Annotated in this window: 20 protein-coding genes; 8 read left to right on the top strand and 12 right to left on the bottom strand. The window is 72.8% G+C overall.

The features are described 5' to 3' along the window. Positions 1-78 precede the first annotated feature (78 nt). Together N912_RS0129315 and N912_RS0129310 are read right to left on the bottom strand one after the other, a co-directional pair. The gene (locus tag N912_RS0129315; protein WP_028925190.1) at positions 79-483 is read right to left on the bottom strand and encodes an SgcJ/EcaC family oxidoreductase; all 405 of its coding nucleotides are present in this window, start codon (positions 481-483) and stop codon (positions 79-81) included. Positions 484-518: 35 nt separating this feature from the next. Continuing rightward, positions 519-1,217, bottom strand: coding sequence for an HAD family hydrolase (locus N912_RS0129310; RefSeq protein WP_028925189.1), 699 nt, complete (start codon positions 1,215-1,217; stop codon positions 519-521). 93 nt (positions 1,218-1,310) lie between these two features. On the opposite strand from N912_RS0129310, the gene N912_RS0129305 reads away from it, so the two are divergent. From N912_RS0129305 to N912_RS0129280, 6 genes are all read left to right on the top strand, one after another. Further along, entirely contained in the window at positions 1,311-3,755 is a 2,445-nt protein-coding gene (locus N912_RS0129305) for a Tex family protein (protein WP_028925188.1), read from the top strand. A gap of 173 nt (positions 3,756-3,928) precedes the next feature. Next, a complete protein-coding gene (locus N912_RS0129300; RefSeq protein WP_169747975.1) occupies positions 3,929-5,113 on the top strand; it encodes an ABC transporter permease in 1,185 nt (394 codons plus the stop codon). A 192-nt stretch (positions 5,114-5,305) separates the two neighbouring features. Continuing rightward, positions 5,306-6,553: a TMEM165/GDT1 family protein gene (locus tag N912_RS60800; protein WP_051580959.1), complete on the top strand. Its 1,248-nt coding sequence runs from the start codon at positions 5,306-5,308 to the stop codon at positions 6,551-6,553. Continuing rightward, the gene (locus N912_RS0129290; RefSeq protein WP_028925186.1) at positions 6,550-7,782 is read left to right on the top strand and encodes a multidrug effflux MFS transporter; all 1,233 of its coding nucleotides are present in this window, start codon (positions 6,550-6,552) and stop codon (positions 7,780-7,782) included. The genes N912_RS60800 and N912_RS0129290 overlap by 4 nt, the downstream gene beginning before the upstream one ends. Positions 7,783-7,820: 38 nt before the next feature. Continuing rightward, the gene (locus N912_RS0129285; RefSeq protein ID WP_028925185.1) at positions 7,821-8,303 is read left to right on the top strand and encodes a cation:proton antiporter regulatory subunit; all 483 of its coding nucleotides are present in this window, start codon (positions 7,821-7,823) and stop codon (positions 8,301-8,303) included. A gap of 9 nt (positions 8,304-8,312) precedes the next feature. Further along, positions 8,313-9,503 carry a cation:proton antiporter gene (locus N912_RS0129280; protein WP_028925184.1) on the top strand — a complete coding sequence of 397 codons (1,191 nt, stop codon included), beginning with the start codon at positions 8,313-8,315 and terminating at the stop codon, positions 9,501-9,503. On the opposite strand, the gene N912_RS0129275 is transcribed toward N912_RS0129280, so the two are convergent. From N912_RS0129275 to N912_RS0129255, 5 genes are read right to left on the bottom strand one after another with little or no spacing between them, the layout of a single operon-like run. After that, positions 9,487-10,428: a PfkB family carbohydrate kinase gene (locus N912_RS0129275; RefSeq protein WP_028925183.1), complete on the bottom strand. Its 942-nt coding sequence runs from the start codon at positions 10,426-10,428 to the stop codon at positions 9,487-9,489. The two genes, N912_RS0129280 and N912_RS0129275, sit on opposite strands and share 17 nt — an antisense overlap. Further along, the gene (locus N912_RS0129270) at positions 10,425-11,864 is read right to left on the bottom strand and encodes a purine-cytosine permease family protein (RefSeq protein ID WP_028925182.1); all 1,440 of its coding nucleotides are present in this window, start codon (positions 11,862-11,864) and stop codon (positions 10,425-10,427) included. Before N912_RS0129270 ends, N912_RS0129275 begins: the two co-directional genes overlap by 4 nt. Next, positions 11,861-12,865 (bottom strand): ADP-ribosylglycohydrolase family protein, encoded by a 1,005-nt coding sequence (locus N912_RS0129265; protein WP_028925181.1) that lies wholly within the window; start codon positions 12,863-12,865, stop codon positions 11,861-11,863. Before N912_RS0129265 ends, N912_RS0129270 begins: the two co-directional genes overlap by 4 nt. Further along, positions 12,862-13,578 carry a GntR family transcriptional regulator gene (locus N912_RS0129260; protein WP_028925180.1) on the bottom strand — a complete coding sequence of 239 codons (717 nt, stop codon included), beginning with the start codon at positions 13,576-13,578 and terminating at the stop codon, positions 12,862-12,864. The genes N912_RS0129265 and N912_RS0129260 overlap by 4 nt, the downstream gene beginning before the upstream one ends. Before the next feature lie 37 nt (positions 13,579-13,615). Continuing rightward, positions 13,616-14,299 (bottom strand): TetR/AcrR family transcriptional regulator, encoded by a 684-nt coding sequence (locus N912_RS0129255; protein ID WP_028925179.1) that lies wholly within the window; start codon positions 14,297-14,299, stop codon positions 13,616-13,618. Positions 14,300-14,342: 43 nt separating this feature from the next. Here N912_RS0129255 and N912_RS55445 point away from each other — a divergent pair, with 43 nt between their 5' ends. Continuing rightward, entirely contained in the window at positions 14,343-15,785 is a 1,443-nt protein-coding gene (locus tag N912_RS55445) for an MFS transporter (protein ID WP_084211315.1), read from the top strand. Here N912_RS55445 and fabG read toward each other — a convergent pair. After that, complete coding sequence (gene fabG, locus N912_RS0129245) at positions 15,715-16,473, bottom strand: 3-oxoacyl-ACP reductase FabG (RefSeq protein ID WP_028925178.1); 759 nt, start codon at positions 16,471-16,473, stop codon at positions 15,715-15,717. The genes N912_RS55445 and fabG overlap by 71 nt on opposite strands. A 97-nt stretch (positions 16,474-16,570) precedes the next feature. Here fabG and N912_RS0129240 point away from each other — a divergent pair, with 97 nt between their 5' ends. Continuing rightward, positions 16,571-18,418: a gamma-glutamyltransferase family protein gene (locus tag N912_RS0129240; RefSeq protein ID WP_169747974.1), complete on the top strand. Its 1,848-nt coding sequence runs from the start codon at positions 16,571-16,573 to the stop codon at positions 18,416-18,418. Positions 18,419-18,457: 39 nt separating this feature from the next. On the opposite strand, the gene N912_RS0129235 is transcribed toward N912_RS0129240, so the two are convergent. The 4 genes from N912_RS0129235 to N912_RS0129220 all read right to left on the bottom strand — a co-directional run bounded on the left by N912_RS0129235 (position 18,458) and on the right by N912_RS0129220 (position 22,305). Further along, entirely contained in the window at positions 18,458-19,363 is a 906-nt protein-coding gene (locus N912_RS0129235; RefSeq protein WP_245645469.1) for a hypothetical protein, read from the bottom strand. 203 nt (positions 19,364-19,566) lie between these two features. Next, positions 19,567-20,535 carry an aldo/keto reductase gene (locus N912_RS0129230; protein WP_028925175.1) on the bottom strand — a complete coding sequence of 323 codons (969 nt, stop codon included), beginning with the start codon at positions 20,533-20,535 and terminating at the stop codon, positions 19,567-19,569. Positions 20,536-20,579: 44 nt separating this feature from the next. Continuing rightward, positions 20,580-21,134, bottom strand: coding sequence for a copper resistance CopC family protein (locus N912_RS55440; RefSeq protein WP_156994131.1), 555 nt, complete (start codon positions 21,132-21,134; stop codon positions 20,580-20,582). A gap of 220 nt (positions 21,135-21,354) precedes the next feature. After that, the gene (locus tag N912_RS0129220) at positions 21,355-22,305 is read right to left on the bottom strand and encodes a bifunctional helix-turn-helix transcriptional regulator/GNAT family N-acetyltransferase (RefSeq protein ID WP_028925174.1); all 951 of its coding nucleotides are present in this window, start codon (positions 22,303-22,305) and stop codon (positions 21,355-21,357) included. Positions 22,306-22,394: the final 89 nt, after the last annotated feature.

The raw sequence follows: 22,394 nt of genomic DNA, 5'->3' as shown, positions 1-22,394 counted from the left end.
CTTGCGCCCGGCGGCCGGCCGGTGTCGGCCCGCTGGGAGCCTAATCGGGGAAACGAGTGCCTGGGTGTTGATCAGGGGTCAACCGTCGGTCCTGGTGTTCTGGGCCGCGCGGATCAGCCAGTTGCCGCCGCGCCTGACCATCACGAGCGTGACGAGCCCGCCGCGGTCCTCGGGGGCGTCCGCCGGCGGCACCACGAGGCCCGGCCAGCTCCAGGCGGTGTGCACCAGCGCGACGTCCGACGTGACGGCCCGGATGCTCACGATCTCCTGGGTGTAGTTCTTCTTCTGGGCGAGCACCGAGTCGGGGACGTCCTTGTGCCCGGTGACGTTCTCCCGCCGCGACCGCCACCAGATGCCCCGATGGGTGATGAAGTCGGAGTCCTCGGTGAACAGCTCGCCCCAGCCGTCCATCTCGTGCCGCACCCACAGGTCGGTGTACGTGGCCAGCGTGTTCCTGATGTCCCGCTCGTCAACCTCGTCCATGGTTGGTCAGCTTGAAACATAAACAATAGTTCAGGTCAAGAGCCGGATCGGCGCACGCCTATCTCGTCCAAATGCGCCAGCAGGTCGGCCGGGTCGGCGTACACCCGGTACGCCCCGGCGCGCTCCAGCTCCTCGCGTCCGTACCCGCCGGAGAGCAGGCCGACGCCGAGCGCCCCGGCCCGCCGCGCGGCCAGCAGGTCCCACACGCTGTCGCCGACCACCACCGCGTGCCGGACGTCCACGCCCACCCGGGCGGCCGCGGTCAGGAACAGGTCGGGGTCGGGCTTGGCGTAGCGGACCTGGTCGCGGGTGACCATCGGGGTGTCCTCGGGCAGGCCGAGCAGCGCCAGCGCCGAGCGGGCCGACGCGGCCAGCCCGCTGGTGGCGATCGCCCAGGTCACGCCCTGGTCGGTGAGGGCGGTGAGCAGCTCGCGGGCGCCGGGCAGCGGGCGCACCGACTCGCGCAGCCGGGAGTAGGCGCGCACGTGCGCCTCGGTCAGCTCGCGGACCTGCTCGTCGGAGAGCGGGCGGCCGGTCTCGCGGCTCAGCGCCGACACGAACAGCCCGCCGCTCATGCCGATCCGCCGGTGGATGCGCCAGATCGCCAGGTCCAGCCCGAACTCGTTGAGCGCCTCCCTCCAGGCCAGCACGTGCTGGTACACGCTGTCGATCAAGGTGCCGTCCAGGTCGAACAGCAGCGTGGGCGCGGGGCTGGATACCGGCTCCTCGTTCATGGGCCCAAGCCTGCCCTACTACCACGTGATGTTCCGAGCATTGCCACCCGCCCCGGGGTTGTGCTCACACCGGATGGCGCCACCATTGAAGACGTGAGTGACGCAGTCGCGCGCAAGATTCATCTGCGTATCGCCGAGGAGCTCGGGGTGCGTGCCGGCCAGGTCGACGCCACCGTCGGGCTGCTGGACGGCGGCTCCACGGTGCCGTTCGTGGCCAGGTACCGCAAGGAGGCGACCGGCGGGCTGGACGACACCCAGTTGCGCACGCTGGAGGAACGCCTTCGCTACCTGCGTGAGCTGGAGGAACGCAGGGCCGCCGTGCTGGAGTCCATCGAGTCCCAGGGCAAGCTGGACGACGAGCTCAAGGCGCGCATCCTGGAGGCCGACTCGAAGGCCCGCCTCGAGGACATCTACCTGCCGTACAAGCCCAAGCGGCGGACCAAGGCGCAGGTCGCGCGGGAGAACGGGCTGGAGCCGCTGGCCGAGACGCTGCTCGCCGACCCCTCCCAGGATCCGGCCACGCTCGCGGCGGACTACATCACCGAGAACGTGGCCGACGCCGCCGCCGCGCTGGACGGGGCCAGGGCGATCCTGGTCGAGCGGTTCGCCGAGGACGCCGACCTGATCGGCGAGCTGCGCGAGCGGATGTGGGAGCGCGGCCGGCTGATCGCCAAGGTGCGCGAGGGCAAGGAGGAGGCCGGCGCCAAGTTCGCCGACTACTTCGACTTCTCCGAGCCGTTCACCAAGCTCCCCTCGCACCGCATCCTGGCGATGTTCCGGGGCGAGAAGGAGGAGGCGCTCGACCTCGTACTCGAACCCGAGGAAGAACCGACCGACGGTCGGTCTAGTTACGAGCGGAGCATCGCCGCGCGGTTCGACGTCGTCGACCAGGGCCGGCCCGCCGACAAGTGGCTGTCCGACACCGTCCGCTGGGCCTGGCGGACCCGGATCCAGGTGCACCTGGGCATCGACGTGCGCGGCCGGCTCTTCCAGGCCGCCGAGGACGGCGCCGTCGGGGTGTTCGCCGCGAACCTGCGCGACCTGCTGCTGGCCGCGCCCGCCGGCGAGCGCGTCACCATGGGCCTCGACCCCGGCCTGCGCACCGGCGTCAAGGTCGCGGTGGTCGACAGCACCGGCAAGGTGCTGGCCACCGACACGATCTACCCGCACGAGCCGCGCCGGCAGTGGGACGACGCGCTGATCAAGCTCGCCGGGCTGGCCAAGGCGCACGACGTGGAGCTCATCGCGATCGGCAACGGCACCGCGTCCCGGGAGACCGACAAGCTGGCCGGCGAGCTGGTGTCCAAGATGGTCGGGCACAAGCTGACCAAGGTGATGGTGTCCGAGGCGGGCGCCTCGGTGTACTCGGCGTCCGCGTACGCCGCCGCCGAGCTGCCCGAGCTGGACGTCTCGCTGCGCGGCGCGGTGTCCATCGCAAGGCGGCTGCAGGACCCGCTCGCCGAGCTTGTCAAGATCGACCCGAAGTCCATCGGCGTCGGGCAGTACCAGCATGACGTGGCCGAGGTGAAGCTGTCCCGCTCGCTCGACGCGGTGGTGGAGGACGCGGTGAACGCCGTCGGCGTGGACGTCAACACCGCGTCCGCGCCGCTGCTGCGCCGGGTCTCCGGGATCACCGAGGGGCTGGCGGAGAACATCGTCAAGCACCGCGACGCCAACGGCCCGTTCCGCGCCCGCACCGCGCTGGCCGAGGTGCCCAGGCTCGGGCCGAAGGCGTTCGAGCAGTGCGCCGGCTTCCTGCGCATCCGGGGCGGGGACAACCCGCTGGACTCCTCCGGCGTGCACCCCGAGGCCTACCCGGTGGTCCGGCGCATCCTGGCCAGCGTCGGCACCGAGCTGCCCAAGTTGATCGGTGACACCCGGACGCTGCGCGCGCTGCGCCCGGACGAGTTCACCGACGACACGTTCGGCCTGCCGACCGTCACCGACATCGTCGCCGAGCTGGAGAAACCCGGCCGCGACCCACGGCCGGCGTTCAAGACCGCGACCTTCGCCGAGGGCGTGGAGAAGCTGGCCGACCTCAAGCCCGGCATGGTGCTGGAGGGCGTGGTGACGAACGTGGCCGCGTTCGGCGCGTTCGTGGACGTCGGCGTGCACCAGGACGGGTTGGTGCACGTCTCGGCCATGTCGAACAGGTACGTCTCGGATCCGCGCGAGGTGGTCAAGCCCGGCGACATCGTGCGGGTCAAGGTGCGCGAGGTGGACATCGCCCGCAAGCGGATCTCGCTGACGCTGCGGCTGGACGAGGACGCCTCGGCGGAGCGCCCGCGCGGCGGCAGGAACGGCGGCGGCCGGGGTGACGGCAAGCCCGGCGACAGGAACGGTGCCAAGAACGGCGACAAGGGCGGGGGCCAGCGCGGCGGCGGCAAGCCCGACCGGGACGCCGGTGGCCGTGGCGGCGCCCGCAAGCAGGGCTCGAAACAGGGCTCGAAACAGGGCGCGGACCGCCGCGACCGCCGCCCCGCCCCGGCCGCGAACGGCGCCATGGCCGACGCCCTGCGCCGCGCCGGCCTGGCCTGACGAACCCCGTGAGTGGTTAGCGTTGTCATAGCAACGCTAACCACTCACGGGTTGTCCACAGGTTCCGCACAGGTATAACTGGTTAGCTTCCGCTCGGTCCGCCTCGACCCCGGGCGGCGGGAAGGCCCGTTGCGATGAACCTGGCGGAGACGGTCGTCGTCGCACTGCGAAGCGTGCGGAGCAACCGCCTGCGGTCGCTGCTGACCGCGTTCGGCATCATCATCGGCGTGGCCGCCGTGATCATTCTGGTGGCGTTGGGCAACGGCGTGAAGGCCGGGTTCGACGAGCGGTTCAGCCGGTTGGCGAACCAGATCACGATCATGAAGCTGACCGGGGCGGTGCCCGGCGGCGGCGAGGCGCGCGACCTGACCGACTCCGACGTCGACGCGCTGCGCGACCCGACCAGGGCGCCGCACGTGGCCACCGTGACCCCGACCACCACCGGCAACGCCGTCGTGTACTACAACCAGCGCCAGGACAGGGCCAAGGTGATCGGCTCCACGGCCGACTACCCCGACATCGTGGACAGGCACCCGGTGGCGGGCACCTGGTTCACCCCGGCGCAGGAGCGGACCAGGGCCAAGGTCGCGGTCCTCGGCCAGGACGCGGTCGCGAACCTCTGGGGGCCGGGCACGCAGATGGGGAAGGTGCTCGGCGCGGACATCAGGGTCGGCCGGGTCTCGTTCAAGGTCATCGGCGTGATGGAGAAGGACCGCCAGCAGGACAACGCCATCATGATGCCCATGGGCACCGCGCGGGCGTACCTGCTGGGCAGCGGCAACATCGTCAACCAGATCATCATCAAGGCGCCGGACGCGACGACGGTGCCGGCGACCACCGACGAGGTCACCCGGATCCTGGACGAGCACCACCACATCCGGGAGGCCAACCTGCGCGACTTCAACATCCGCGCGCCGCAGAAGTTCCTGGAGCAGCGCGGCCAGTTCCTCACCTTCCTGACGCTGTTCGTCGCGGCGATCGCGGCGATCTCGCTGATCGTGGGCGGCATAGGTGTGGCGAACATCATGCTGGTGGTGGTGACCGAGCGGACCCGCGAGATCGGCATCCGCAAGGCGATCGGCGCGCCGAGGGGCGCCATCCTGCGGCAGTTCCTGATCGAGGCGATCGTGCTCACCGGGCTCGGCGGGCTGGTCGGGGTGGTCGTCGGGGTGTCCGTCGCGTACGCGGGCGGCCTGCTGTTGCCCCAGCTCGTCCCGCAGTTCCCACCGCCCGTGATCACGGCGTCGCCGATGGTGATCGCGTTCATGGTGAGCCTGATCATCGGCCTGATGGCCGGCGGCTACCCGGCCAACCGCGCCGCTCGGCTCCGCCCGATCGAGGCGCTGCGTTTCGAGTAGCCGCGCGCCCTCGGCTGATAACATCGGGGACAGCGAAGGGGAGTAGCTCCCAACGTCGCGGTCGACACGCTGGTGACGCTCGTGTTGCCCGGCCGCGCGGCCTCCTAGGGGAGGCGAGCGAGACCTTCGATTCGGCACAGCCGGATCGGGGTCGCGCATTTCCTCCGGTCCGGCGGGATCGGAGGACTGATCGTGGACGGGTGGCTGACCGCCTTCCTGTTGAGCTTCGGCGTCATCTTCGTGGCCGAGCTGGGGGACAAGTCCCAGCTCATGGCCCTCACCTTCGCCGCCCGCTACCGGATACCGCCGGTGCTGGCCGGGATCACGCTGGCCACCTCGGTGGTGCACGCGGTGTCGGTGGCCATCGGGTACGGGCTGGGCAGCGCGCTGCCCACGGAGTGGATCCTGCTGGCCAGCGGCCTGGCGTTCCTGGTGTTCGCGGCGTGGACGCTGCGCGGCGACGAGCTGTCCGACGCGGAGAGCGGGATGGCGGGGCGGTCGACCCGCTCGGCGGTGATGGCGGCGTCGTTCGCGTTCTTCCTCGCCGAGCTGGGCGACAAGACGATGCTGGCCACCATCACGCTGGCCACGCAGCACGGCTGGTTCGGCACCTGGCTGGGCTCGACGCTGGGCATGGTGCTCGCGGACGCGCTGGCCATGGTGGTCGGCAGGGTGATCGCGCGGCGGATGCCGGACACGCTGGTGCGCCGGGCGGCGTCCGCGCTGTTCGCCCTGTTCGGGGCCTGGCTGCTGGTGGACGCCACGCACGCGTTCGGCATCGAGTGGTCGGACGCGGCGGCCTCCGCGAGCGGGCTGCTCAACCATCATGTCGCCGGCTGGATCGCGCTGGGCATCGCGCTGCTGGCGGCGCTGGCCGGCTGGGTGGTGCGGCGCCGGGCGCCCGCGCATCCGGGCGGGCGCGGACCGGGTCCGTATCCGGCGCCTCGGCGGGGTCGGCCGACCCGGCGGCTGGCGCGGGTGCTGTACGGGTTGGCGATGCTGTTGGGTCTGGCCGCGCCGCTGCTGGTCGCGGCGGACGTGCTGCAGCCCATCCCGCTGCTGGCCAACCCGGGCGCGGTGGTGGTCGGCGCCGGCGTGATGCTGCTCGGGGTCGCGCTGCTGCTGGCCGCGCAGCTGGAGGTGCGCCAGGTGCGCGGGCGGTGGTGGCGCGGTGAGGCGGGGCCGACGCTGGTCACCAGGGGGGTGTACAAGCTGGTCCGCCATCCGGGGCTGACCGGGATGGTGGTGGCCATGGCCGGCACGCTGCTGATGGTGCCGACGCTGCTCGCGGTGGTGGCCACCGTGCTGCTGGTGGTGGCGGTGCAGATCGAGGTACGGGCGGTCAGGGAGCCGGATCTGGCCAGCCTGTTCGGCCAGGACTACGCCGAGTACCAGGGCCGCACCGGCCGGTTCCTGCCCCGCATCGGCAGCGTTAAGTGACAGGCACGGCCGACCCGGCTCGTTGCCCGTCCCGGTCGGCCGCACGGCGCGGCGCCGGCCCGGTGCTGCTGCTCGGTTCGCTGAGCGCGTTCGCGCCGATGTCCATCGACCTGTACCTGCCGGCGCTGCCCACGCTCGCCGGCCGGTTCGGGGTCGGCGAGTCGGACATCCAGCTGACGCTGACCGCCTGCCTGGCCGGGCTCGCGGTCGGGCAGCTGCTCGCCGGGCCGTGCAGCGACGCGCTGGGCCGGCGCGGGCCGCTGCTGGCCGGGCTCGCGGTGTACGTAGCGGCCTCGCTGGGCTGCGCGGTGGCACCGACGGCGGGGGCGCTCACCGGGTTGCGGCTGGTGCAGGGGCTGGCCGGCGCGGCCGGGGTGGTGATCGCGCGCGCGATCGTCCGCGACCTGTACTCCGGGGTCGAGATGGCCCGGTTCCTGTCGTTGTTGATGCTGGTCAACGGCATGGCGCCGATCCTGGCCCCGGTGCTCGGCGGCCAGTTGCTCCGCGTGCTGCCGTGGCAGGGGCTGTTCGTGGTGCTGGCCGGGTACGGGCTGGCGCTGCTGGTCAGCGCGGCGTTCTGGCTGCGCGAGACGCTGCCGCCCAGCGCCCGGCACCGGGACGGGCTGGGCGCCGCCCTGCGGGCGATGGGCGGGCTGCTGGTGGAGCGGCGGTTCGCCGGCTACGTGCTGGCCGGCAGCCTGTCCGCGGCCACCCTGTTCTGCTACATCGGCGCGTCGCCGTTCGTGCTCCAGGAGATCTACCGGCTCAGCCCGCAGGGGTTCGGGCTGGTGTTCGCGGCGAACGGGCTGGGCATCGTCCTGCTCGGGCAGCTCAACCGCGCGCTGGTGCATCGGGTCTCGCCCAGGCGGATGTGCCTGGCCGGCGCCGGCCTGGCCGTGCTGGGCGGCGCCGAGATGCTGGTCGCCGCGCTGGCCGGGCTGCCGCTGCCGGCCGTGCTGGTCGGGATGTTCGCGGTGGTCGCCAGCGGCGGGCTGCTCGGGCCGAACACCACGGCGCTGGCGTTGTCCGGGCGGCCCCGGGCGGGCAGCGCGTCGGCGGTGCTGGGCACCGTGCAGTTCCTGGGCGGGGCGGCCGCGGCGCCGCTGGCCGGCGCGCTGTACACCGGCACCGCCGTCCCGCTGGCCGCCCTGATGTGCGGCTTCTCGGTCGCCGCCCTGCTGGTGCTGCTTCCGCTCAGCGGGCGACTGGGCGGTTCGCCGACCCCGTGATCACACCGTCGGCGAACCGCCGAGTTAGGGTGGCACGCGTGGATGTCGAGGTCACCAGGTTGCCGGGGGTGGGGACCAAGCAGGAGTTCACCACGATCACCGGCCGGAGGGTGGGCGTGCTCACCCACAAGGACGGACACCGTGAGCTTCTGGTCTCCGACATGACGGACCCTGACGCGTGCAGCGCCACCGTCGCGCTGACCGAGCCGGAGTGCGTGGCGCTGGGCACCCTGCTCGGCGCGCCGAACCTGGTCGCGCAGTTGCGGGCCGAGCAGTCCGAGGTACCGGGGGTGGCCACCGCGCAGTTCCCGATCACCACCGGCTCGCCGTACGTCGGTCGCACGCTGGGGGACACCGCGCTGCGCACCCGCACCGGCGCGTCCATCGTGGCCGTGCTGCGCGCCGGCGAGGTGAGCGCCTCGCCCCGGCCGGACTTCCGCTTCGAGTCCGGCGACCTGGTCGTGATCGTGGGTACCGCCGACGGCCTCAAGCAGGCCGCCCACATCCTTGAGCAGGGCTGACCCGAGTTCGTGCCCCATACAGCATTAGCACTGACCGAGCTGGGCGCACTGTTTTTCGGATTGGGCGTACTCGGGCGGCTCTCCGCCCGGATCGGGTTGTCGCCGGTGCCGCTGTACCTGCTGGGCGGGTTGGCGTTCGGCACCGGCGGGCTGGTCCCGCTCAAGGGCATCGAGCCGTTCACCGAGCTGGCCTCCGAGGTCGGCGTGGTGCTGCTGTTGTTGCTGCTCGGGCTGGAGTACAGCGCCACCGACCTGGTCTCCGGGCTGCGGCGGTCTTGGCTGGCCGGGGTGGTCGACATGGTGCTCAACGCGGCGCCCGGCGCGGTGGCGGCGCTGCTGCTCGGCTGGGGGCCGCTGGGCGCGCTGGCGATGGCCGGGGTCACCTGGGTGTCGTCGTCCGGGATCATCGCCAAGGTGCTCGGCGACCTGGGCCGGCTCGGCAACCGGGAGACGCCGGCGGTGCTGTCCGTCCTGGTCATGGAGGACCTGGCGATGGCGCTGTACCTGCCGATCACCACCGCCGCGCTGGCCGGGGTCGGGTTCCTGGCCGGGCTGCGCACGGTCGGGGTGGCGCTGGCGCTGCTGGCGGTGGTGCTGGTGGTGGCGCTGCGCTACGGGCGGTTCCTGTCCATGATCGTGGAGTCGCCCAGCTCCGAGGTGTTCCTGCTGCGGCTGCTGGGGGTGGCGCTGCTGGTGGCCGGGCTGGCCTCGCAGCTGCAGGTCTCCGCCGGGGTGGGCGCGTTCCTGCTGGGCATCGCGATCTCCGGGGAGACCGCCGAGAACGCCACCAAGGTGCTCACCCCGCTGCGCGACCTGTTCGCCGCGATGTTCTTCGTGGTGTTCGGCTTCAACACCCATCCGGCGGAGATCCCGGCCGTGCTGCCGGTCGCCATCGCGCTGGCCGTGGTCAGCGCGCTCACCAAGATCGCCACCGGGTGGTTCGCGGCGCGCAGGACCACCGTCAGCCCGGTCGGGCGGCTGCGGGCCGGCGCCGCGCTGGTGGCCAGGGGCGAGTTCTCCATCGTGATCGCCGGCCTGGCGCTCACCTCGGGTGCGCTGGACAGCGGGCTGGCGCCGCTGGCGACCACGTACGTGCTGCTGATGGCCGTTCTGGGCCCGGTGCTGGCGCGGGTGGTGGAGCCTGTGGCCAGGAAGTTCGTCACCCGCCACCGGGCGCGCCGGCTCACCCCCGCGCCGTAGCCCTGGTGCCTTCCAGCAAGAACTCGTCGACCTCGGTGCCCAGCGGGGCGGTGGCCGGGCCGAGCCGCAGCACGGACAGCGCCGCCGCCGCGTTCGCCCGCACCGCCGCCGTCTCCAGCTCGACGCCGGCCAGGATCGCCGAGGCGAGCACGCCGCAGTGGGTGTCGCCGGCGCCGTTGGTGTCCACCGGGGTGACGGGGAAGCCGGGGACCGGCCGCGCCGCCCGGCCGGGATGGGCCAGCACGCACCCGGACGCGCCGGTCCGTACCAGCACCGAGGCGTGCCGGCCGACGCGCCCGGTCAGCTCGACGGCCCCGGCGGTGGGGTCGCGCAGCCCGGTCAGCGCGTACGCCTCGGTGGCGTTGCAGCTCAGGATGTCCACCTCCGGCAGCACCCGGTCCAGCACGCCCGGCGGGATCGCGCCGAGCAGCGGCCCCGGGTCGAACAGGACGCGCGCGGGCACCCCGGGCAGCCAGCCCAGCAGCGCCGCCCGGTTCGACTCGTGCAGCAGGCTGTAGCCGGTGAGGTAGACCAGGTCGGCGTCGCGGACGTCGACCTCGGCGAGCTGGCGGGGCCGCAGCCGGCCCTCCGCGCCGGTGCCGGTGACGAAGGTGCGCTCGCCGGTGTCGTCCACCAGCACCACGCACACGCCGGTGTCCGCGCCCGGCTCCGGGCGGTGCGCGACGGCGACGCCCTCGTCGCGCAGCGCGGCGCGCGCCAGGTCGCCGAACCGGCCGGTGCCGTGCGCGCCGGCGTACAGCACCCGCGCCCCGGACCGGGCGGCCGCGGACATCACGTTGAACCCGCCGCCGGGCAGCAGCCTGGTCTGCGAGGCGGCCACGTCGCCACCGGCCGGGGGCAGCGCGCCCACCCGCATGACCAGGTCGATCACGACCTGGCCGGTGTGCACCAGCCGCCCGTTCATCGTCGCTCCGGGCTGCCGAGCAGTGCGTACAACCCCGCCGCCACCGCGAACGTGATCACCCAGCCGAGCCCGTTCGTGCCCGGCCAGGAGTCGGCGAACACCCCGGCGAACCACGCGTGCTCGCCCTCGCCCGCCGTGACGAACTGGTAGCCCACCACGATCGCCAGCCCCCATGCGGTCAGCGCCCTCGGCTCCATCCCGTGGCGGTACCAGTACCCGCTGGAGCGGCCGGTATCCATCAGCGCGTCCGGGTCGTAGCGCGGGCGGCGGGCCAGGTCCACCACGAACACGCCGACCCAGGCGGTGATCGGCACCGCGAGCAGGCTGATGAACGTGATGAACGGGGTGTAGAAGCCGTCCGCGACCAGCATGAAGTAGATCGCCCCGATCGTGGTCACCACCACGTCGAGGACCACCGCGTACACCCGCTTGACCCGGATGCCCAGGGTGAGCGTGGTCAGCCCGGCCGAGTACACCGACAGGTGGTTGGACAACAGCAGCCCGCCGAACGCCGCGACCAGGTACGGCACCGCCATCCAGGCCGGCAGCATCACCCGGATCGCGGCCACCGGGTCGCCGGCCTGAGCCAGCGTCGGGTCGCCGGCGGAGAGCAGCGCGCCCAGCGAGATGAGCAGCACCAGCGGGATGCCGGCGCCAGCCGCCGCCGAGGCCACCAGCGCGCCGGCCCGCACCGTGGGCGCCTGGTAGCGGGACATGTCCGCCGAGGCGTTCGCCCAGCCGATCCCGGTGCCGGCCGCGATGGTGCCCACCCCCGCGATCATGGCACCGACCGAGGCCGGCGGGGCGGAGCCGACCGCGTGCCAGTCCACGATGGCCACCAGGGCCACCGCGACGACGACGTTCAGCGCGCCGAACACCCAGGTTGCCCAGCGCTGCACGGCGACGAGCACCCGGTGGCCCAGCCCGGACACGATCACCGTGCACACCACGAACACCGCGATGCACGCGATGGTCAGGGCGGGCGCGGCCTTCGCCTCGGACGCGGTGCCGAACACGATCGTGCACAGCGACAGCAGCGCGAACGCCGCCGTCGTGGTGTTCACCGTCTCCCAGCCGAGCCGGGAGACCAGCGAGACCAGCGTCGGCCCCGCGTTGCCGCGCACGCCGAACACGGCACGGGACAGCGTCAGACCCGGCGCGCCGCCGCGCCGCCCGGCGATGGACACCGCGCCCACGATCGCGAACGACCCCACCGAGCCGAGCAGCGCCACGATCGCGGCCTGCCAGAACGCCAGGCCCTGGATCGCGACCAGGGTGGCGCCCAGCGGCAGCCCGAGGATCGAGATGTTCGCGGCGAACCACACCCAGAACAGCTGCATCGGATGCCCGCGCCGCTCGACCTCCGGCACCGGCTCGATGCCCCTGGTCTCCAGCGCGCCCTCGAGACCGCTGGTCGTGACGTCGCCGCGGGTCATCCGGGTCTCCTTCGGAGGTGAAGGAGGCCGTCGACCAGTGGTTCCAGCTCCAGCCCGTTCACCTCGCGCACGGTGGCGGTGAGCTCGGCGGGCAGGCCGGACAGCCCGTGCCGGGCGCCCAGCATCGCGCCGCACATCGCGCCGATCGTGTCGGTGTCGCCGCCGAGCCCGGCCGCCAGCATCAGCGCGTCCGCCGGTTCGTCGCCCAGGGCCTCGGCCAGCGCGAACGCCGCGACCACCGACTCCTGCGCGGCCACCGAGGTGCCGACCACCCCGGCCACCGCGTCGGCCAGCGCGGGCGGGTCCATGCCGCGCACCCACGCGCGGACCCAGCGGATACGGGCGGCCACGTCGCCGCCGGCGTACCAGTGCCCGCGCCGCCCGCCGGCCGCCGCCGCGCGCTCGGCGTGGTCCAGCGCGGCGGGCAGGTCGGCGCCGTCGATCCCGGCGGAGATCGCGGCCGCCACCGCCGACGCCGAGGCGATCCCCAGGTTGGTGTTGTGGGTCAGCGCGCTGGCCGCGACCACGGCGTCGACCAGCGTCTCGACCCCGTCTGACGGGGTGGCGATCGCGACAGGGGTGATCCGCATGGCCGCGCCGTTGGTGGTGCCGCTGCGCCCGGCCTCGAACGGGGAGACCCCGCAGCCGAGCCGCTCCAGGGCGCGCTTGGTGGACGGGCCGAGCAGGTCGGACAGCCCCCGCCGGGCCATGTCCGCCTCCCAGTCCAGCAGCGCCTCGGCGTACATCATCGGCTCGATGCGCCCGCCGCCGTCGATGAGCAGGCGCGCGACCAGCACCGCCTGCTGGGTGTCGTCGGTGACCGAGCCCGCGGACAGCCCCGGCGAGATCGGCTGTTCCGCCACCGCCGCGCGCAGCTCCCGGATCGGGCCGCCGTAGTGCTCGGTGATCTGCTCGCGCGACATCGACTGGGTGGGCATGCCCAGCGCGTCCCCCAGCGCCAGGCCGTAGAACGCGCCGAGCGCGCGGTCGCGGGGGCTCACCGGCCACCGAAGGCCAGGTGCAGCCGGAACCGGGCGGGGTCGAGCAGGCTGACCACGCGCTCGACCAACCGGCCCCGGCCGTCCGTGCTGACCCGGATCGCCTTGAGGAACAGCTCGCCCTCGGCCCGCTCCAGCAGCGCCGCCGCGTCCCCGGCCAGCGCCTCGGCGCTGATCCACTGTTCGCCCCGGGCCGCGCGCAGCCCCGCCGAGGCCAGGGTGGCGGTCAGCGAACCGTCGACAAGACCGCGCTCGGGCAGGCTCGCCAGCGTTCCGGTGGCCGGGACCAGCGCGACCTCCAGCGACACCGGCCCCGCCGACGGGTCACGGCGCAGCCGCCGCACCGCCACGAACTCGTCCACCCCGAACCGCTCGGACAGCTCCGGCTCGGTGGTGCGCTCGATGCCGAGCAGCGCGGTGTCGATCCGGATCCCGGAGCTGGCCAGCGCGGCCGCCCAGCCCACCGACTGGTCCAGCCGCACCCCGTCGAACGTGACGAACGACCCGACCCCGGTCTGGGTGGCGATGAAGTCCTGGCGCTGCAGCTCGGCCAGCGCCCCCCGGACGGTGCCCCGGCTGACCCGGTAGCGCCGCGCCAGTTCCTGCTCGCCGGGGAGCTGGACACCGTGGGCCAGGCGCCCGGAGCGGATCTGGTCCCTCAGGTCGGCGGCGAGCCGGTCTCGTTTACCGAGCCGAGCCTGCGCGCTCCTGTACATACCTGTGCATTATGCCGACCCGCCGGTGGGACGTGCGTCACCCGTCGTGCGTGGCGCTCAGCAATCCGTCGACAAAGGCCCGCACGCCGGCCGCGAAGTCGTAGCCGCGGGTGATCTCCAGGTACCCGGGTCCCAGCGCGGCCAGCGTCGGGTGGGTGGCCGGGTCGAGGCCGGCGAGCAGGCCGGCGAAGTAGTGCGGCCGGTCGCTGCTCGCGGACCTGCGTTCGGCCGCGATCGCGGTCATCAGCTCGCCCGCCACGTAGTGCCACAGCGAGCGGTACGCCAGCACGGCGGCCTCGGTGGACAGCCCGCAGGCGACGGCCGAGGAGATGATCGTCTCGGTCATCCACAGCGCGTAGTGGCCGACCAGGTCGCCGGCCAGCAGCACCTCCACCATCCAGGGGCGCTCGGCCAGCCGGTCGTGCATGTAGACGACCACGGCGATGAGCCGTTCCTTTGGCTGCTCGGGCAGTTGCGGGCGCTCCCAGTCGGACGCGAACTCGTAGATGACGCCGAGCAGCAGGTCGTCCTTGTCCTCGACGTGGTTGTACAGCGTCATCGGCGCCACGCCGAGCTCCTTGGCGACCCGCCGCATGCTCAGCGCCGCCAGCCCGTCCTCGGCGAGGATCCGCCTGGCCACGGCCACGATCTCCGGCCGTGACACCCGGCTGGGGCGGCCGGCCCTGGCCCTGGCCCTGGCTTTAGGCGCTGGCGTGCTCATCGGCACAGTCCTATCAGGTTGACCCTCAGGCTAGTTTACGTACATGTACGTAAATAGGTTGGCGCTGCCGGTGACGCTGCTCGGCGCCTTCGTGGCCACGCTGGACTTCTTCATCATCAACACGGTCGCGCCGTCCGCCCAGCGCGAGCTGGACGCGAGCGATGCCCAGGTCCAGCTGTTCGTCGCGGGGTACGCGACGGCCTACGCCGCCGGCCTGATCACGGGCGGGCGGCTGGGGGACAGGTACGGGCGGCGGCGGGTCTACCTGTGCGGGATGGCGCTGTTCGGGCTGACCTCGCTGGCCTGCGGGCTGGCCTCGACGGCGGCGGGCCTGGTCGGCTGGCGGGTCGCGCAGGGGCTGGCGGCGGCGCTGGTCATGCCGCAGGTGCTGGCCCTGATCAGTACGTCGTACCAGGGGCGGCGTCGGGTGCGGGCGTTCACGCTGTACGGGCTGGCGCTGAGCACCGCGGCCATCGGCGGGCAGCTGCTCGGCGGCTGGCTGACCACCGCCGACCTGCTCGGGATGGGCTGGCGGAACGCGTTCCTGATCAACGTGCCGGTCACGGCGCTGGCCCTGCTGGTCGGGCCTCGGGCGCTGCCGGCGTCCCGGTCGGCGCGGCCGGCGGCGCTGGACCCGGTGGGCGCCGTCCTGGTCGGGTCGACGCTGGTGGCGCTGTTGGTGCCGCTGGTGGAGGGGCGGCAGCGCGGCTGGCCGGCGTGGGCGTGGGCCTGCCTGGCGGGCTCGGTGGCGCTGTTCGTCGTCCTTCTCGTCCAGCAGCGCCGGCGTCGTGCCCGGCGGGGTTCGTCGCTGATCGAGCTGTCGACGTTCGCGCGTGCGTCCTACCGCACCGGGGTGCTCACCGCCGCCGCCTTCCACGGCGCCCAGGCCGCGTTCTTCCTGACCTTCGCGGTGTACCTGCAGGACGGCCTGCACCGCTCGGCGCTGGAGTCCGGCCTGCTGTTCGTGCCGCTGGGCGCCGGGTTCGCGGTGTCCTCGGCGCTGGGTGGGCCGCTGGCCAGGGCGCTGGGGCGGCGGGCGCTGACGCTCGGCGCGCTGCTCTGGGCGGTCGGTCAGGCGGGGCTGGCTGCCGCGGTGTTGGCGGGCGCCGGGCCGGCGACCTGGTCACTGGTGGCGACCCTGCTGGTCACCGGCCTCGGCATGGGCATGGTGCTGGCGCCGCTGACCGGGCAGGTGCTCGCCGGCGTGCCCGCCGATCACGTGGGCGCCGCGTCCGGAACGCTGAACACCGTGCAGCAGGCCGCGGGCGCGACCGGGCTGGCCGTGCTCGGCGCCGTCTTCTACCAGGTGCTCGGCACCGGCTCGTACCCGCTCGCGTTCGCCGCCGCGCTGGCCGGCACCGTCCTGCTCGCGCTGGCCACCGCCGCGCTCACCTGGCCGAACCGGTTCTGGCGCGTCAGCGCCGCCCCGGACCGCCCGACACGTAGATCACCTGGCCGGACACGAACCCGGACTCCTCGCTGGTGAGGAAGGACACCGTGTTGGCGATGTCCTCGGGCTGCCCGACCCGGCGCACCGGGATCTGCGCGGCGGCGCCCTGCTGGAAGTCCTCCCAGGACACCCCGACCCGCTCGGCGGTGGCGCGGGTCATCTCGGTGGCGATGAACCCGGGCGCGATGGCGTTCGCGGTGATGCCGAACTGGCCCAGCTCGACCGACAGCGTCCGGGTGAAGCCCTGCAGGCCCGCCTTGGCCGTCGAGTAGTTCGCCTGCCCCCGGTTGCCCAGCGCGGACGTGCTGGACAGGTTCACGATCCGGCCCCACTTGGCCGCGACCATGTGCTTCTGCGCCGCCCTGGTCATCAGGAACGAGCCGCGCAGGTGCACGCCCATCACCGTGTCCCAGTCCGCCTCGGTCATCCTGAAAAGCAGGTTGTCCCTGGTCACGCCGGCGTTGTTGACCAGGATCGTGGGTGGGCCGAGCACCTCGGCGATCCGCTCGACGGCGGCGTTGACCGCGTCGGCGTCGCTCACGTCCGCGCCGACCGCCAGCGCGTGGCCGCCGTCCTTGGTGATCCGGGTGACGGTGTCCGCGCAGCTCGACTCGTCCAGGTCGAGCACGGCCACGGCGTGCCCGTCCTTGGCCAGCCGTTGCGCCGTGGCGGCCCCGATGCCGCGCGCCGCGCCGGTCACGATGGCCACCCTGCTCTCGCCCACTGAACCTCCCGAGGTCTGTGACTGAACGTCCGTTCCGGACATCCTGACGCGTCGTGACACCGGGCGCGAGACGGGGTCCGATCGTATGGTGTATGCCGTGACTCCTCCTCGCCCCGAGTTAGTCGGCCACTTCGGGATGGCCGCCTCCACCCACTACCTGGCCACCGCGACGGCGATGAGCGTGCTGGAGCGCGGCGGCAACGCGTTCGACGCGGCGGCCGCCGGCGGGTTCGTCCTGCAGGTGGTCGAGCCGCACATGAACGGCCCGGCCGGCGAGGTGCCGATGCTGCTCTGGGACGCGGCCGCGGGCGGCGCACAGGTGCTGTGCGGGCAGGGCGTGGCGCCGGCCGCCGCGTCGGTGGCGAAGTTCCGCGAGCTGGGCCTGGAGCTGGTGCCGGGGACCGGGCCGCTGGCCGCGACGGTGCCCGGCTCGTTCGGGGCGTGGACGCTGCTGGTCGAGCGGTGGGGGACCTGGTCGCTGGCCGACGTCCTGGACTACGCGATCGGCTTCTGTGAGTCCGGCTTCCCGGCGCTGCCCAGGATCGTCGACACCATCGCCGAGGTCTCCGAGCTGTTTGTCAAGCACTGGCCGACCTCGGCGGCGGTGTGGCTGTCCGGCGGCGCGCCGCCCCGGGCGGGCGGCCGGCTGCGCAACCCGGCGCTGGGGCGGACGTACCGGCGCATCGTGGAGGAGGCGACCCGCGCCGGCGGCTCCCGGGAGGCACAGCTGCGGGCGGCCAGGGACATCTGGTACCGAGGCTGGGTGGCCGAGGAGATCGGCCGGTTCTGCGCGGACACGCACTGGCTGGACACCTCCGGCCGCGAGCACGGCGGGCTGCTCACCGCCGACGACATGGCCGGTTGGGAGCCGACCGTGGAGGCGCCGGCGGTGTTCGACTACGCCGGGCGCTACCAGGTGCTCAAGACCGGGGTGTGGGGCCAGGGACCGGCGTTCGGCCAGCAGCTCGCGCTGCTCGACGGGCTCGACCTGGACGCCTACGGCACGCCCGACTACCTGCACGCCGTGATCGAGTCCACCAAGCTCGCGTTCGCCGACCGGGAGGCGTGGTACGGCGACTCCGCGCACCCGGACACGCTCGCGCTCCTGCTCGCCCCGGAGTACACCGCCGCGCGGCGCTCGCTGATCGGCCCGGAGGCCAGCCTGGAGCTGCGCCCCGGCCACCTCGGCGACCGAGCGCCCCGGCTGCCCCGGTTCGCGCTCTCTCCGGTGGGGGAGGCGCTGGCCGGCGTGGGCGCGCTGGGCATGGCCGGGCTCGGGATGACCCTGCCCGGCGCCGGGGAGCCGACGCTCGCGTCCTCCGCCGGGGTCGGCGAGCCGGTCACCGGCCCGGACGGCCGGGTCAACGGGGACACCTGCCACCTCGACGTCGTCGACTCGGCAGGGAACATGGTCTCCGCCACGCCGAGCGGCGGCTGGCTGCAGAGCTCGCCGGTGCTGCCGGAGCTGGGCTTCCCGCTGGGCACCCGGGGCCAGATGTTCGCCATCGAGGACGGCCTGCCGAACTCGCTGCGCCCCGGCGCGCGCCCGCGCACCACGCTGTCGCCGAGCATGGCGCTGCGCGACGGCGAGCCGTGGATGGCGTTCGGCACCCCGGGCGGCGACCAGCAGGACCAGTGGAGCCTGCACTTCTTCCTGGCCATGGTGCACGGTGGCCTGGGTCCGCAGGCCGCGATCGAGGCCCCCGCCATGCACTCCGGGCACTTCCCGAGCTCGTTCTACCCGCGCGCGTCGAACCCCGGCCAGCTCACCGTCGAGTCCCGCTTCCCCCCGTCCGTACTCACCGAACTCCGCCGCCGAGGCCACCGCATCGTCGAGTCCGACCCGTGGAGCCTCGGCCGCCTCTCCGCCGTACTCCGCGAGTCCGACCACCTGGTGGCCGCCGCCAACCCCCGAGGCTCCCAGGGCTACGCCGCCGGCCGCTAACCCGTGAGTGGCTAGGGGTGCTCTGGCACCCCTAGCCACTCACGGGTCCTGACCTGGGCATTTCGGGCAGCGTCGGAGCGGGCCGTGCCAACCGTATTCGTGGAGCACGTGCGCGACCTCGTCGGCAACCTGGCACGGGCTTTCGGATAGCTCGCGCCAGCCGAAGACGAGGCGGGAGCGTCCGGCGAGCTCGGCGGCGTTGTCGCGCCGTCGATCCCGGTATGCGACGTCCGGCTCCAGATGTGTACGTCCGTCCAGTCGCACGGTGAGCGGGATGCCGAGGTGGTCGTAGACGGCGTCCTCGACGAGTGTTTTGTCGTCTACGAGCACGGGCTGCTGGCGGCGCGCCTCAGGCAGACCGTGCGCCGCCTCGGTCTCGACCGCGTAGCGCTCCTCGAGCATCGACTGCACGCCCGTCTCCAGCCGGTCCACGGCCTCCAAGATCGGTTGCTTATACCGCCATGGTGGACGTTCGAAAAGCCGCTCCCGTAGTTGGGCGGCCGCGACCCGCCGACCCGTGACCATCTCGGTGATCGTCCGCTGCGCATCGCGGGGAGTCGGCTCCGCGACCGCAAGGTCGATCACGGTGTCCGCGCGATTGGTCAACGGCGGTCGTCCGTCCACCGCAATGTGCCGGAACGCGCGCGAGCGATGCACCATGACCAGCGGAGGCTGCGAGATCGCCGAGCAGTTGTACGGCACCGTGACATGCACCGGCCCGGACGACGGCGGCCGCATCCCCCATTCCTCGGCCGCGGTGCAATGGCTCAGTACCGCCATCGGGCCGGCGTAGAGCAGGGCGGCCGCGATCCGTGACTCCCGGGGAAGCGGCCCGGTGAAGGTGGCATACACCCTCGGCGCGATCGCCCGCCAGCGGCCGGCCCGCACGTTCGCCTTGATGGCGTCGGCGGTGAACATGAACGCCGTCAACTGCCGGACCTCCACGAGCCCGTGCTGATCGGCGATCGTCCGCAGCCACTCCGGACGTCGAGAAGCCACGACTTGACGGGGGATCGGGTGGCGAGGCCTGGACATACCTCAACAGTGACCGATCTACGGACTCCGCGTAGCCACATCACCGGCCGCCTGTGGATAACCCGTGAGTGGCTAGGGGTGCCATAGCACCCCTAGCCACTCACGGGTACGGGCTAGAACCCCGCGACCTGGTGGGGGGTGTACGGCTTTTCTAGTTGGTCGGTTTCGGCGGTGGTCAGGGTCAGGTCGAGGGCGGCGACGGCGTCGGAGATGTGCTCGGGGCGGGTGGCGCCGACGATGGGGGCGGTCACGGTGGGGTTGTTCAGGAGCCAGGCGAGGGCTACCTGGGCGCGGGGTACGCCTCGGGCGGTGGCGATCTCGGCGACCTTGGACACGATGTCGCGGTCGGAGTCCACGTAGAGCGTGCGGCCGAACTCGTCGGTCTCGGTGCGGGCGGTGGCGGCGTCCCAGTCCCTGGTCAGGCGGCCGCGGGCCAGCGGGCTCCACGGGATCACCCCGACGCCGCGGTCGGCGCACAGCGGGAGCATCTCCCGCTCCTCCTCGCGGTAGATCAGGTTGTAGTGGTTCTGCATGGTCACGAACCGCGTCCAGCCGCCCCGCTCGGAGGTGTGCAGCGCAGTGGCGAACTGCCAGGCCCACATCGAGGACGCGCCGATGTAGCGGGCCTTGCCGGCCTTGACCACGTCGTGCAGCGCCTCCAGGGTCTCCTCGATCGGCACCGCCGGGTCCCAGCGGTGGATCTGGTAGAGGTCCACGTAGTCGGTGCCCAGCCGGCGCAGGCTGTGGTCGATCTCGGCGAACACCGCCTTGCGCGACAGCCCGGCCCCGTTCGGACCCGGGCGCATCCGCCCGTTCAGCTTGGTCGCCAGGACGATGTCGTCGCGGTCGGCGAAGTCGCGCAGCGCGCGGCCGACGATCTCCTCGCTGGAGCCGGCGGAGTAGACGTTCGCGGTGTCGAAGAAGTTGATGCCGGCCTCGATGGCCTGGCGGATCAGCGGCCGGCTGCGCTCCTCGTCCAGCGACCAGGGGTGGGTGCCCCGGTCGGGCTGGCCGAAGCTCATGCAGCCCAGGCAGATCCGGGAGACGTCCAGGCCGGTCGAGCCCAGCTTGACGTAGTCCATCCTGGTGTTTCCTCCGGGGCGTTCTGGTGCGGGTCAGGGCTCGGCTACGGCAGCGTGCGCCCGAGTCGTACCCCGACCGTAGTCGCCGCGGCGGTCAGCAGCACCACGCCCACGATCCAGACCAGCGGCAGCCCGGTGCCGGAGGAGCCGCCGGCCGCCGGTTCGGCCGACACCGGTTCGGCCAGGGTGAACGCCACGGCGCCGTGGAACGGGCGGCCCCAGCCGCTCATGCCCTGGTAACGCACCTCGTACCGGCCGGCGGGTTCGAGCGGGCGAAGCACCACGCCGATCGAGCGGTCGGTCACCTCGGCGGTGCCGTGCTGCCACTGCGTCGTCCCGTCCGGCCCGATCACGGTGACCTCGGCCGACTCGGGGCGGACCGGCCACCTGAAGTTCAGCATCACCCGGCTCGGCGGGTGCGACACCGTCGCGCTGGCCGGCGGCTCGCTGCTGGCCAGCGAGTTCTCGTGAGCGGAGGCCGGGGGAGCGTCGAACGCGTCGACCAGGAGCAGCGCGCCGGACAGCAACAGGGTGACCGCCAGCGCGGTCAACGCCCGAACCGTCGACCGCTTCCGGATCGCGTCCAGCACTGCTCTCACCCGGGTCTCTCTCACACGTCTGGCGCAGAGGAACGCCGGCGGCGTTCCCCGGAGAGTCACTCACGGCGCGGTTCCACGGGGCCGTCATGCCACTCCATTGAGCTAACACGCGTGTCGACGGCCGTCGGTTCACTGCGAAGAGTAACTTTCACCCAACCGACGAAACGAGTGAGCGCCCGACAAAACTCCCGTCCGGGCTGTCTCTCGGGCCACAGGGGGATCAGAGTGGGCGTGACCAGTCCTGGCCGACCAGGTCGTGGCCGAAGCCCCGGTACGCGCGCTCCTCGTCCAGGGTGAACCCGGCGCGCTCGTAGATCCGCCGCGCGGCGTGCAGCACCGAGTTCGTCCACAGCGTGATCCGGGAGTACCCGGCGCGGCGGGCGAACCGGATGCACTCCTCCACGAGCCGGTCGCCGATGCCCATCCCGCGCGCGGTCGGCTCGACCAGCAGCAGCCGCAGCCGCGCGGTGCGCCCGGTCGGGTCGTCGGCGTCGGTGACGCAGAACACCGAGCCCGCCGGCCGCCCGTTCACCTCGGCGATCCAGACGGCCTCGCGCGCCGGGTCGTGCTTGTCGGCGTAGTCGGCCACGATGCGCGCCACCAGCGCCTCGAAGGTGGCGTCCCAGCCGAACTCGTCGGCGTAGAGGGCGCCGTGCCTGGCCACCACCCAACCCAGGTCGCCGGGCTCGGGCGCGCGCAGCACGAACGCGCGATCGGCGGGCTTGCCGGTCAGGGTCCGTTCGATGGTCGACATCGCCTCGGCCAGGGTCGCCTGCTGTTCGGTGGACAGCGGTGCGAGCATCTCCCGTACGGACTCGACCTGGCGTTTGTCCAGCGCGGCGAACGCGACGCGGCCGGCCTCGGTGAGCCGGATGAGCTGGCGGCGGGCGTCGCCCCGGTAGGTCTGCCTGCGGACCAGCCCGTTGGTGTCGAACCTGGTCAGGATCCGGCTCAGGTAGCCGGCGTCGAGGTCCAGCAGCCGGCGCAGCTCGCTGCCCTCGATGCCGTTCTCGGGGCGCTGGTCCAGCTCGTAGAGCACCCGCACCTCGGCCAGCGAGTACGGCGAGCCGAGCAGGCCGGCGCGCAGCACGCCGATCACCCGTGTGTAGAAGCGGTTGAACGCGCGGACCTGGGCCACCCGGTCCTCCCTCGGCTCGGCTGAAGGGGTCATCGCGCCTGCTCCTCTCTTTTCGTTGACGATGTCAAAGAGTTTACTGACGAAGTCAATGAATAATCTCCGGCCCCGATGGGAACCCGGTC

This window comes from Actinospineispora acaciae DSM 45401 (assembly GCF_000620785.1).
Taxonomy (GTDB): Bacteria; Actinomycetota; Actinomycetes; order Mycobacteriales; family Pseudonocardiaceae; genus Pseudonocardia; species Pseudonocardia acaciae.
This window is presented reverse-complemented; position numbering and strand designations above follow the sequence as displayed.